This window comes from Fictibacillus gelatini DSM 15865 (assembly GCF_000430745.1).
Classification (GTDB): domain Bacteria; phylum Bacillota; class Bacilli; order Bacillales; family Fictibacillaceae; genus Fictibacillus_A; species Fictibacillus_A gelatini.
Genome location: NZ_AUMP01000021.1, coordinates 101,075 through 112,775, shown reverse-complemented (window position 1 = coordinate 112,775; position 11,701 = coordinate 101,075). Strand labels below are relative to the sequence as shown.

Genomic DNA, 11,701 nt, shown 5'->3' with positions numbered 1-11,701 from the left:
CTAAGACTTCTGTTTTGTCATGATCCTTCATGGCCCTTAATATTCGTTGATAGAAGGACTCAAATCCATCCCGAGATTGGGATACAGAGAATGATTTTTGAAGCACACGACCACGATCATCCACAAAACAAGCGAAATGTGTACGCTTCGCAATGTCGATACCGACGACAAGTGTTTTTTCAGTGACTTGATTAATTTTTTGATTTTCTATACAATCCATATGGAGTCCTCCTTGGTTAACAAATTAGGGGTCAATTCTAGCAGATTGACACCCCGCATCATACCAAGAGGGCTCTTTTTGTTCAAGTCCCCGAAAACCTTCTAACAGGAATGCTCCTTAAAAACATTATAAGCCAATCGTGCAAAAAAAGTTGAAAGAAAATCCTATGCGAACACAGGATTTTCTTCGTTATTTTTCTATTTTTGGTGTTTTTGCATAAGAGCCGCAAGTTCGTCCTCAATATCTTTATCTTTGTTTAACTCAGCAAATTCATCATCAAGCGATTTCCCTTTTGCATAAAACTCATTGGAGGCATCTGCTTGAGCTTCCATTTGCAATACTTTTTCTTCCATTCTCTTTAGCCCCGACATTGCAGAATCGGCGTTAAATTCAGCCATTGATTTATTGATTTGCGTTTGTGCTTTTGCGGCATTCGCTCTGGCAACAAGCGTTTCCCGCTTGTTTTTCATTTCCGTCACTTGTTTTCTCATTTCATCAAGCTTTTGACGAAGCGTTTCCGCCGTAGCTTTATTTTGTTCATAAGCCGCTTTAAACTCTTCCATTTTTTGCGTTGCAGCTTTCTTATCTTCCAAAGCGCGGCGGGCAAGGTCAAGCTTTTCTGCTTGAACCGCCATCTCTGCTTGTTCTGCACGTTTTTCAACAAGCGCCTTCTGTTCTTCATATTGCAGTTTAAATTTCTTTTCAAGGGCAATTTGGGCAGCAACAGCTTTTTCCGCATCTTCTAAATCTTCTACCATGTCACGAATATATTGATCCAGCATTTTCACAGGATCTTCCGCTTTTTCAATTAGCGCATAAACATTTGAAAGTGTTACATCTCTTAATCGTTTAAATAAACCCATTTAAAAATCCTCCTCAAGGTTTTGTTTCTTTTTTCATTATACAATTACGACTCAAGCGACAAAAAAGTTTCACCGTTAAACAAAAAAACTTTGCCCAAATCGGGACAAAGTTTTAAGCTTCTTTTTCGTTTCTTTTAATAATATAGTGACAATAGTCGCCGCCTTTAGCGAGACATATTTTTCTTTCAATATTGTCCGTGCCAAGCATTTTTTTAAACAGAGATAATTCACAGGAACATGCTTGTTGATACTCTTTTGCAACCATCGCAATCGGACAGTTATATTCTTTCAGTTCAAACGTGCCGTCGTCTTTTTTCTCCCAATCGACCATATAGCCTGCTTCATTTTGAATCGCGGCGAGTTCCGCGACTTTTTCCTCGAACGATTTATGCTCTAATCGTTCTTTATATTTATCATTTAAACGGTGTTCACGGCGGCTGAAGAGCTCATTCACCGTTTCCTCTCCCTTTAAAGCTTCAATGTCTTTAAGAAACTCAACCGTAATGCCTGAATAATTTCTCGGAAACTGTTCATCCCCTAAATCGGTTAAATGGTAGACATTAAGCGGTCTGCCCATTGCCTGGCGAACGAGAGTCGTTTGAACAAGATGGTCGCGTTCCAATGTATTTAAATGACGGCGAACCGCCATTTCTGTTATTCCTAATTGACTTGCCATTTCGGTTACAGTCAAGCGCTTTTGCTTTTTTAGCATATTGATGATTTCATCACGTGTCGAGGTGTTGTTTGTCATACGATCACCTTCCTTTCCTTTATTTTAACGTAACTTCCTTAAAAAGTACATTATTAAACAAAAATGTTTAAAAAATAGACAAGTACGAACTTTAGTCGCACTTGCCTATTTTTCGTCCGGCAAAAAGGCTGAAACCGGCCCTAATTCATTTTCAAGATATTCGCGAACGTTTGCCGGGAAGCTGGATACTGCATGAAGGTTCTCTTTTAGCGTTTGGATTAATTGACCATGGTCAATCTCACAAAAATCTTGAACTAATGATTTGCGTAAAGCGATGATTTGTTTTAAGCTTTTTTCCGCTTGTTCATCAATGACGTTTTCATCATGTAAAATATCTATAATGTCCTCATAACTTCCTGGATCTCTCATAATAAACCCATCAATAATGCCATTGCCGACATCCAGAATACTCTCAATTAACAAATGCCCAATCCGCTCTAACGCTAATTGTTCAAGAGAAGTGCCTACGCTTTCTAAATTGGCGAAATCACCAGTCAATTTTTTAATATATTGGAGTTTTTGTTCAATTTTTTTTCGGTCTACAAAATACATTTTTTTCACCTATCTTTATTGTTCTTATTGTATAGTTTAGCATATTGTTGTAGGAAATGTCGGATTACGCTATGATAAAGTAAGCATTTTTACGTTTGGAGGAGAAGAAAATGACTGAGGAACGTTTCTTTTTGTATGATGATAAAGAAGAGTCCGAAACACGCTTTGTCGGTTTTATGGGGAAAAATAACCGTTTTGATTTAGCCATTGTAAAAACCGACCGCCATTTTGGGAAAAAGCTTGTCCTCAATATCCAGGGAAATCGGTTTGCCATCATTGGCCATGATGACCTTGAAGAAGAGGGCTATTTAGAATATGCATTCGGCATAAGCGAAGAGGATGCCGATGAATTACGACAATTCCTTTATGAAATAATATAAACAGGGACAAGAATCCCTTTTTTAAAAAACTGGGCAAAAAAACCAGCGGCCGTGATCACCTTTTTGGGCAGTTTAAAAGTAAGGATAATTTTCTCTATCCTTAAAAGCCTAAAGGGGTGATTTTTTGTCTAAAGAACGAAAATATACGGATTTCTCTAATGTGGAAACAGGCAGAACCTATATGATTCAAGAAGAATTTCCGGAAGGCCCGGTTGGCTCGCCCGTGAACATGAAACTCGGGAAATCAACACCGTGGGAAGGAAATGAGCGGCATTATACACCCTTTAACTATGAATACAAAAATCTTCATGAAGGACTCGAACGGCAAATGCCCGGAGCCCATGTTACGCACGATGACCCGGATACACATGTGCAGGAGCCATATGACGATTATCCTAACCCCTAGAATTTCTAGGGGTTTATTTTCTTAAGGACAAAATACGGACAGCCAAAATTGCAATATTCATAAATATACTCACCCAATGTACTGATTTTCGTGTCAAACGTCGCTTTTTCGTGATGGTCTTCAAAAAATCCACGTAATCGGAGCTGATTATACCCAATATCTCCAACAATATAATCATATTTATGTAAAATTTCACTGTAACGTGTTTTAAATTGTTCTTCATTAAAGGCGTTTTTTTCATTTTCTACTAGTTCATATACATATTCGCCAATCCGAATCATGAATGTCACCTCTCTTCCCTTTATTTTACCATGTACGACAAAAATTCAGCCAACAATTTCTTGTAAAAGATTGTTTAATTCAGGTCACTCTAACTAAAGAGGAGGTGAAAAGTATTGAAAATCAAAATCATACTAAGTCTGGCTGCTGTTCTTTTATTGTCAGCATGTGGCGGATATGACTGGCGTAACGACAGAGCCACTGAATATAAATTTTCAAGAGTGAACTATAAAGAAGCGAACCAGAGAAACCGAAATTATGCAGATTTTGGTTTTGAAAGGCACGAGCGCAAGGGCGAGCATGCTCGGGCTTTAAAGCAGCATGAAATTCCTTACATTGACAGGCAAAAATTGGCCCATACCGTAACTGATTTAGCGATTCGGATGCCTCAAATTAAAGATGCGGCAACCCTTGTAACTGACAAAGAAGTATTAATTGCTTACGTTACAACGAACAAAGACCGTATGGCTGCAGCCGACATGGTAAAAGATACGGCGATGTCCATTGTCCCGCGTTATTATCATGTCTATGTATCCGATGAAAAAGGGATGATTCCGAAACTGCAGCAATATCAATCGTTTAATACGCATACAGCTAATCGCAGAGTCGTTATCAATCATTTAATTAAAGAAATGAAACGATCTCCTCAAGGCTATCCTGTCGGCACTGAAAATGCAAACGGTGAGAAGCCGGGAGAAATGGAAATGGAGAAAAGCAGAGCCAAATAAAGAGGAAAAACCAGAAGCGAGTGGCATGCTTCTGGTTTTGTCTCTTATTTATTCTGTGCGGCTGCGTTTACTTGTTCGTCAGCATGGTATGAAGACCTTACAAGCGGACCGGATTCACAATGTTTAAAGCCTTTTTCAAGCGCGATTTTCTTGAGTTCTGCAAATTCATCCGGATGATAATACTTTTGTACTTTTAAATGCTTTTTCGTCGGTTGTAAATATTGGCCGATCGTCATAATGTCAACATCATTTGCCCGCAGGTCATCCATTGTCTCCAAAATTTCTTCCCATGTTTCGCCTACGCCGATCATTAAGCTGGATTTTGTAGGGATTCTTGGATTCATTTCTTTCGCTCTACGCAAAAATTCCAATGATCGCTCATATGTAGCACGTGCACGAACTCTAGGTGTTAAACGTCTGACCGTTTCGATATTATGGTTCAAAATGTCAGGCTTTGCATCCATTAGCGTTTTTAAATTTTCATAAACGCCCATCATATCTGAAGGAAGGACTTCGATTGAACAAAACGGATTTCGTTTTCGAACCGCACGAACGGTTTCGGCAAAAACTCCGGCCCCGCCATCTTTTAGATCATCACGTGCTACCGCGGTAATAACAACGTGTTTTAATCCCATTTGCTCAACAGATTCCGCTACGCGTTCCGGCTCTTGTAGATCAAGTTCAGTTGGAAGACCTGTTTTCACCGCACAAAAACGGCAAGCTCGGGTACAAATATCGCCTAAAATCATAAAAGTTGCCGTTTTTCTTATTGCCCAGCATTCGTGAATATTAGGGCATTTTGCCTCTTCACAAACGGTGTGCAGCTTTTTCTCCCGCATCATTTTTTTCAAATCTTTATAATTTTCATTTGTGTTTAGTTTTATTTTAAGCCAGTCCGGCTTACGTAGATGTTCTTCTTTTTTTGCCAAATTCCTCAACTCCCATTTCACTTGGCTTAATGTTTGCTAAATTAGCCGTGATGTTGAATTGTTTTAACTCCAAATTTTACTTTAACATACTCAATAAAAAAACACCAACCGACGATTTTTTCCAACATTTTGAGTTAATGATTTTCCATTGAAAAACCAAACTATTGATATATGCCCAGAAAGGAGTTGTTTCACTTTCATGAGGAAAGGGTTAATTCTCCTCACTTTGACAGCCTTTCTTTTTTCATTCTTGCCGTGTAAAGAAACAGAGGCCGAAAATTCCTCATTTTCTAAAGAAGAAATAGAGCGCATGGCATTGTATAAAAAAATGGAAGCACTTACGTTGATTCCATGGTATTATTTTGCCGGAGTCGATCAATACGAAAGAAGCGTAAGACGTGCAAGAAAAGATATAGAAAAACAAAAAGGGCTTGTCGGCATTTATTACGCTCCGAGACAATGGGTCGGGCCGTTAAATCCTGACCTCCATGATACAAATCCATCAAGTATTCAATTATTCGGGGGAGTAGGTTTAGATGGAAATCATGACGGAAAGGCGAGTCTTGAAGATGATGAAGATGTTCTTTATACGTTTGCTCATTTTATTCAAAAATATGGTTCCGATCCAGACGATTTTAAAATCGGATTATGGGAGTATTATAAACGCGATAAAGCGGTAGGGATTATTATGGGAAATGCGGCTATATATAAAGCATATGGCACGGTCGCACTTGATAAACATTGTTTCGTCCTGCCTTTAAGAGCAAACTACAGCTTTCGGGACACATGGGGAGACAGGAGAGGATACGGGGGATTACGTATTCATGAGGGAACGGATATTTTTGCCGGATACGGAGTCCCTGTCAGGGCAACATCATACGGTATTGTCGAAATGAAAGGCTGGAATCGTTATGGAGGATGGCGGATTGGGATACGGGATATTAACAATGTATACCATTATTACGCCCATTTAAGCAGCTTTAACAAATCGGTTGAAAAAGGAACGATCGTAGAACCTGGAATGATTGTCGGATATGTCGGAAGTTCCGGATACGGACCGCCGGGAACGTCCGGAAAATTCCCGCCACACCTGCATTACGGAATGTACCGCGACAATGGGATATTTGAGTGGGCATTCGACCCTTATCCTTATTTACGCGCCTGGGAGCGACAGGAACGAATATCCTTAAAAAAGAAATAAACAACGTGCACCATTTCACGTTGTTTATTTCTTTTATTTTTAATGTCCGCCATAAAAGGCCATCTCACCTGGTCACTCGCATTTAACCCGTCTACTCCCACCATTGCTCTTTGATTCCTAACCAAGAGCTTGTTAACCATTAAACCGGCTTCTTCATAATAGCCAGGAATAAAAATAAACGATGGCTTCTCATCTTTAATACGAGTTTCAAAATCCAGTTTATAACATCATTCCTCTTTTTTCTCTTTTGTTTGATTGGACTTTTTAGTTTTTTCAGCATCATACGGAACGGTAGGCTGAATCGGAGTTCCTGATTCGCTATAAAATTGAGGGACTTCTCCAGGGATGAATTTCCCAACGACTAGATAATCCCGATCAACTTCTTTCGTTTTTGTGGCAAATGGAATAACCGTCTGTACATCGACATTTACTTTGATGACCACTTGAATCCAGGTATTGTTAATTCCAACTTTCTTGACCGTTGGTTCTAATTTTGTTTTCACGTCGCCAACCATAACGAACTTTACGGGGATTTTTGGCCCCTCGTTCGCAAGAATTGAATTTTTCATCGCCTGGCCGAGCGGAATATATTCAATGACACCATCGCTTTTTTTATGTGAAGCTTTTTTGTCATTTAATTTCCCTTCCCTTAAATCCTCTACTGAAATTTCGCCATTCGAAATGCTATCTAAATAGCTTTGAACCATTTCGTTAGATTTTCTTTGTATTCGGTTAATGATGAAATAATTTAAATCACTCGATATGATATTCCCGTCTTTATCCTTTTCCAGGCTGACGATATCTTTCATCTCATCAATGCCCACAATCTTTTCCATCACGATTTCATTCAGTGCAAGTGTTGCAACTTCCTCTGTCTTTTTATCTGCTATTAACAGCAATGTCGGTTCAATTCCTTTATCAATAAATTCCAATGCAAGAATGGTTAATCCTATAAAAAGAATGAACGAAATAATAAGCACAGTCCGAAAGCGAAGCGGGCCTTTCCTCAGTTTCATCCTCCGCCGTTTCATCAATGAAAAACCCCCTTTCATGCTATGTTTATGCATGGAAAGGGGGAGCTATTTCACGATTTAGGACATTTTCTTGTCATAGACGATAAAATCATGAGGATATTTATTTTTCTCATCTACCTGTCCGGGAGTTTTTGAAACGATCTTCCATTCTTTTTCATTAAAGTCAGGAAAATACGTATCGCCTTCAAACGTCTCATGGATTTTTGTAATGTACATTCGGTTGACATATGGCATAAAAAGCCTGAAAACTTCCGCTCCGCCGATCACGCAAATCTCCTCATTATCCCGCTTAATAATATCCTCTACTGAATAAATAACCGTGCAGCCTTCCGCTTTATAGTTTCGGTCCCTCGTCAGTACGATATTTTCCCTCCCTGGAAGCGGCTTTCCGATCGATTCATACGTTTTTCTGCCCATTACAATCGGCTTATTCATCGTCACTTTTTTAAAGTATTTTAAATCAGCCGGCAAGTGCCATGGAAGCTTATTTTTACTTCCGATTAAATGGTTCTCGTCCATCGCGACGACATAAGAAATCATACGGATACTTCTCCTTTAATGTGAGGATGGTATTCATAGTTCACGAGCTCGAAGTCTTCGTATTTAAAATCGAAGATTGAAGTTACCGCAGGGTTGATTTTCATCGTCGGCAGCGGCTTCGGCTCGCGTGTCAGCTGCAATTTCACTTGCTCAATATGGTTCTTGTAAATGTGGGCGTCCCCAATCGTATGGATAAATTCACCCGGTTTCAGGCCGCAAACTTGCGCGACCATCATGGTCAGCAGCGCATAAGATGCGATGTTGAACGGGATTCCAAGAAAGCTGTCCGCTGATCTCTGATAAAGCTGGCAGGACAACTTTCCATTTGCGACGTAAAACTGAAACAGCAAATGGCATGGCGGCAGAGCCATCTTCGGCAAATCAGCCGGATTCCATGCCGATACAATGAGCCTGCGGGAATCAGGGTTATGCTTTATGTCATGGATGACGTTGGCAATTTGATCAATCGTCCCTCCATCGGGTTTTGGCCAGGAGCGCCATTGGTGTCCATACACGGGGCCTAAATCGCCGTTCTCATCAGCCCATTCATCCCAGATGCTGACGCCATTTTCTTTTAAGTATTGAATGTTCGTATCTCCTTTTAAAAACCAGAGCAGCTCATGAATAATGGACCGCAAATGCAGCTTTTTCGTAGTGACGACAGGAAATCCTTCTTCAAGATTAAATCTCATTTGACGTCCGAATACAGAAATCGTGCCAGTGCCTGTCCGATCCTCCTTTTCAACTCCGTTTTCAAGGATATCCTTCAGCAAATTCAAATATTGCTTCATCTTACCACCTCTTTTTTACCTTTGCCTTAATGGTATCATACATTTAATCAGAATAATCTTATTTCAATTTTTCATTTTTTCATCCAATTTGGATCATTTCTTGTTATACTAAGAGAGGAGAAAAAATAATAAGAAAAGAGGGAATGTCAATTGGACTTTAAAAAGCTAATCCAGGCCATTTATTATTTACAGATCAGCTTTTTTGTCAGCGGGCTTTACCTCCTTTTAATCTACATTTTCACAAACAATAAAGAGCGTATTCCAATCATGACCGGTGTGCTTTGCATTAATTTCATCGCGTTAAAATTAACACGAGACCGGTTTAAATATTAAAAACCGCACCAATGATGGCGCAGTTTTTATCAAACCATTTTCAAAAGAGCATCCTTCCCAGTCATTCCGACTTTAATCCCGATATTTTCCGCTTCATATGTGATCGATTCTAACGGTGCTTCTAATAGTTGTTCAATCGTCCGGACTCCAACAGCTCTTGCTGCAATAATTTTTCGATCGGCTAATTTTTCGTTTAAGAGCGAAACATCAAGTGCTCCACATGAAATGTATCCTTTTTCATTATAGATTACCATGAAATTTGTTTTGGGCAAGCGCAGTGTTACTGCTGTATATGGATGACCTTCAATAAAAATCGGATTCATTTCCAACATATTCCCACCTCTTTCCCCTATAAGTTTATGTTGTTAATCCAAAAATGCTAACGCAATTTTTTAGAGGCGAGAAGTGGGAATGTATGAACGTTTATGATTTCAATTTCCAGGCTAATAAATCCCGAAGCGTTTCAGGGAGCAAGTATTCTTTATGTTTACTTCTTGCAATCGATGGATAGAGATGCCCGAACGTGAACATATCTATCGTTGCAATTTCATAGATTTTCTCGTCATCTACCGGTACACCTTCAACCATTATTCTTTTCACATGAAAATGTCCGTCCTTCATTCTTTCTTTAATAACATCAATCCCGGAAAAAACCATGCAACCTATCACTTTCCCCCTGAATCCCAGACCTTTAAGCTGCAGATGAATCATTTCGTCTGTCAGACTGTGTCCGATGACTTCTTTTAGTTCATTCCCTTTTAAACGAATGATGCATGGATTGATTGGGTGGGGGCAAATGCGGTGTAAATCGCCCTTTGTGACAGGCCCTGCAGGTAAGCCTTCCAGGAGGACACCGCTATTGACCATTGCTAATTTCGTTTTACACCACTCTTTTAAAGTTTCTGCTAACAGCTTAGCAAACGGGGAAGGCGTTTCCCATGAAATCGTTAATGGCTCCTGTAAATAGGCAATTTCTTTGTTTAATAGGTCTCTCCCCTTTTTTTCAAGAGACATTATTAATTCTGACGTTCCTTCATCAGGTTCCAAAGTATTTGCTGGGATTAAATCAGCTTCAATGTGAATAATGTTTTTCGTCAATGGATGATAATCCACTTTTATCGAGCCCAGGTTATTTCCATATTTTCCAGTTTGGGCGATGAACGTTTTATTAATGATCAATCCTTTTTTCAGCTCATGATGTGTATGAGCCCCGAGAATCATATCGATTCCTTCAACCTCCTGCGCCAATCGCTTATCCTCATTTAACCCTAAATGGGATAAAACAATGACAAGGTCTGCATTTTTTCTTAAGTTTTCTATGATTGGGCGTACAGCGTCAAATGGATCCGTAACCTCCCAACCGAGCGGACTGTAAAAACCGGTAAAAGGGACTGTCACGCCGGTCACACCGATCTTTAAACCGTCTTTTGTTTCATAATAATCATATGGCTTTGCCCAGTATGGCCTCCGCCCTTTTTCATCTAATAAATTCGCGACATAAATAGGAAATTTCGCCTCTTTATAAAGAGCATTTAATTCGCTTTTCGTTAAGGTGATTCCCTCATTATTTCCAATCGTTACTCCACTTACATTGATATCATTAAGTAGTGCCGTATTCCCCTGACCGGCTGTTCCTTCGGTCAAAGGATGAAACTTATCAACATGATCGCCGCAATCAAAATAAAGAACAGATTCGCCCAATGATTCAAAACGTTCTTTTGCCAATTTCACTTCCCGGGCAATGCCGGGCCAATTTTCAAAATGACTATGCAAATCATTCGTATGGTAAATATGTAATGTTGACTTCACGAGATGTACCTCTCTTATAAAAAGATTCCTTTATAAATGAAACGTACCCCGAAACCCATGAGAACGAGAAGAAGGATAAGAACAACCGTTTTATCTTTCATTTTTGAATGGATATACGTGCCAAACTTAGCGCCAAACCAGGCTCCTGGGACAAGCGCAAGCGCATATAACCAGATGATATTACCGTAATATAGATGAGTCGAAGAACCGACAACACTCGATAAAAAAATCATAAACATGCTTGTCGCAACCGCTATCGATACCGGAAAACCAAAAAGAAGAATCATCGCAGGCATCATTAAAGAACCGCCGCCGATTCCGAACAGCCCGGAAATCATCCCAACGACGAATGAGATAATGACAGCAAGAACAGGTTGATAGGAATACGTGACCGTCTCACCTTCATCATTCATTACCGTTCTTTTAAATCCTTTTTTTGCCGGGATCGGCTTTAATTTATCCCGAATCATCAGTAAGAACGAAACAAATATCATAAATCCGCCGAACAAACAGTAAAATGTACCCTGGCTGACGCCTTCATTTAATGCTGCGCCAATAATCGATCCGGGACCGCTCCCGATAAAAAAGATCAATCCGCTTTTATAATCCACTTTTCCTTTTTTTATGTATGAAAGTGTAGATGACAGGCCTGTGACGATCAATATGATAATCGATGTCCCAACAGCATGTTGAGGTGTAATATTAGGGAAGAGCCCATGTTCACCACCGTATAAAAGAGAAGGCACAACAATTATGCCTCCGCCAAGACCGATAATACTTCCAAATGTACCTGCAAGAAATCCTGTTATGATAAGTATAATCCAAAGCACCCATCTCCCTCGCTTTCTTTATTCATTATGTGTCCAATAAGGAGGTTTCCCGGAC

17 protein-coding genes are annotated in these 11,701 nt (G+C 39.7%); 5 read left to right on the top strand and 12 right to left on the bottom strand.

The annotated features are described in order from the left end of the window. The 4 genes from H538_RS0112385 to H538_RS0112370 all read right to left on the bottom strand — a co-directional run. On the bottom strand, window positions 1-220 hold a 220-nt coding region (locus H538_RS0112385), incomplete at its 3' end, for an IS110 family transposase (RefSeq protein WP_026677875.1). 197 nt (window positions 221-417) lie between these two features. Beyond that, window positions 418-1,083 (bottom strand): PspA/IM30 family protein, encoded by a 666-nt coding sequence (locus tag H538_RS0112380; protein WP_026677874.1) that lies wholly within the window; start codon window positions 1,081-1,083, stop codon window positions 418-420. A gap of 112 nt (window positions 1,084-1,195) precedes the next feature. Continuing rightward, on the bottom strand, window positions 1,196-1,834 hold the full coding sequence (locus H538_RS0112375; RefSeq protein ID WP_026677873.1) for a helix-turn-helix transcriptional regulator: 639 nt from the start codon (window positions 1,832-1,834) through the stop codon (window positions 1,196-1,198). A gap of 105 nt (window positions 1,835-1,939) precedes the next feature. After that, window positions 1,940-2,386, bottom strand: coding sequence for a DUF86 domain-containing protein (locus tag H538_RS0112370; RefSeq protein ID WP_026677872.1), 447 nt, complete (start codon window positions 2,384-2,386; stop codon window positions 1,940-1,942). A gap of 110 nt (window positions 2,387-2,496) precedes the next feature. Between H538_RS0112370 and H538_RS0112365 the strand changes: the two genes are divergently transcribed. Together H538_RS0112365 and H538_RS0112360 are read left to right on the top strand one after the other, a co-directional pair. After that, the gene (locus H538_RS0112365) at window positions 2,497-2,766 is read left to right on the top strand and encodes a DUF3055 domain-containing protein (protein WP_026677871.1); all 270 of its coding nucleotides are present in this window, start codon (window positions 2,497-2,499) and stop codon (window positions 2,764-2,766) included. Between the two features lie 181 nt (window positions 2,767-2,947). Next, entirely contained in the window at window positions 2,948-3,172 is a 225-nt protein-coding gene (locus H538_RS0112360) for a hypothetical protein (RefSeq protein ID WP_051291464.1), read from the top strand. Between the two features lie 5 nt (window positions 3,173-3,177). Here H538_RS0112360 and H538_RS0112355 read toward each other — a convergent pair whose 3' ends face one another. After that, on the bottom strand, window positions 3,178-3,453 hold the full coding sequence (locus H538_RS0112355; protein WP_026677869.1) for a YutD family protein: 276 nt from the start codon (window positions 3,451-3,453) through the stop codon (window positions 3,178-3,180). A 114-nt stretch (window positions 3,454-3,567) separates the two neighbouring features. Between H538_RS0112355 and H538_RS23785 the strand changes: the two genes are divergently transcribed. Further along, window positions 3,568-4,179 carry a YhcN/YlaJ family sporulation lipoprotein gene (locus H538_RS23785; RefSeq protein ID WP_051291462.1) on the top strand — a complete coding sequence of 204 codons (612 nt, stop codon included), beginning with the start codon at window positions 3,568-3,570 and terminating at the stop codon, window positions 4,177-4,179. A gap of 44 nt (window positions 4,180-4,223) precedes the next feature. On the opposite strand, the gene lipA is transcribed toward H538_RS23785, so the two are convergent. Further along, a complete protein-coding gene (gene lipA / locus H538_RS0112345) occupies window positions 4,224-5,108 on the bottom strand; it encodes a lipoyl synthase (protein ID WP_026677868.1) in 885 nt (294 codons plus the stop codon). Window positions 5,109-5,307: 199 nt separating this feature from the next. On the opposite strand from lipA, the gene H538_RS0112340 reads away from it, so the two are divergent. Next, window positions 5,308-6,309 (top strand): M23 family metallopeptidase, encoded by a 1,002-nt coding sequence (locus H538_RS0112340; protein ID WP_026677867.1) that lies wholly within the window; start codon window positions 5,308-5,310, stop codon window positions 6,307-6,309. A gap of 227 nt (window positions 6,310-6,536) precedes the next feature. Here H538_RS0112340 and yunB read toward each other — a convergent pair whose 3' ends face one another. The 3 genes from yunB to H538_RS0112325 are packed head-to-tail and all read right to left on the bottom strand — an operon-like array spanning window position 6,537 to window position 8,674. Then, window positions 6,537-7,340: a sporulation protein YunB gene (yunB, locus tag H538_RS23780; protein ID WP_051291461.1), complete on the bottom strand. Its 804-nt coding sequence runs from the start codon at window positions 7,338-7,340 to the stop codon at window positions 6,537-6,539. A gap of 60 nt (window positions 7,341-7,400) precedes the next feature. Continuing rightward, window positions 7,401-7,883 carry a dihydrofolate reductase gene (locus H538_RS0112330; protein WP_026677866.1) on the bottom strand — a complete coding sequence of 161 codons (483 nt, stop codon included), beginning with the start codon at window positions 7,881-7,883 and terminating at the stop codon, window positions 7,401-7,403. After that, window positions 7,880-8,674 (bottom strand): thymidylate synthase, encoded by a 795-nt coding sequence (locus tag H538_RS0112325; protein ID WP_026677865.1) that lies wholly within the window; start codon window positions 8,672-8,674, stop codon window positions 7,880-7,882. The genes H538_RS0112330 and H538_RS0112325 overlap by 4 nt, the downstream gene beginning before the upstream one ends. 150 nt (window positions 8,675-8,824) lie before the next feature. Between H538_RS0112325 and H538_RS0112320 the strand changes: the two genes are divergently transcribed. Beyond that, the gene (locus H538_RS0112320; RefSeq protein WP_026677864.1) at window positions 8,825-9,007 is read left to right on the top strand and encodes a hypothetical protein; all 183 of its coding nucleotides are present in this window, start codon (window positions 8,825-8,827) and stop codon (window positions 9,005-9,007) included. A 29-nt stretch (window positions 9,008-9,036) separates the two neighbouring features. Here H538_RS0112320 and H538_RS0112315 read toward each other — a convergent pair whose 3' ends face one another. The 3 genes from H538_RS0112315 to H538_RS0112305 form a co-directional block, all read right to left on the bottom strand. Next, window positions 9,037-9,339, bottom strand: coding sequence for a YunC family protein (locus H538_RS0112315; RefSeq protein ID WP_026677863.1), 303 nt, complete (start codon window positions 9,337-9,339; stop codon window positions 9,037-9,039). Between the two features lie 91 nt (window positions 9,340-9,430). Then, a complete protein-coding gene (locus tag H538_RS0112310; protein WP_026677862.1) occupies window positions 9,431-10,816 on the bottom strand; it encodes a bifunctional metallophosphatase/5'-nucleotidase in 1,386 nt (461 codons plus the stop codon). 14 nt (window positions 10,817-10,830) lie between these two features. Beyond that, entirely contained in the window at window positions 10,831-11,646 is an 816-nt protein-coding gene (locus tag H538_RS0112305) for a sulfite exporter TauE/SafE family protein (RefSeq protein WP_026677861.1), read from the bottom strand. Window positions 11,647-11,701: the final 55 nt, after the last annotated feature.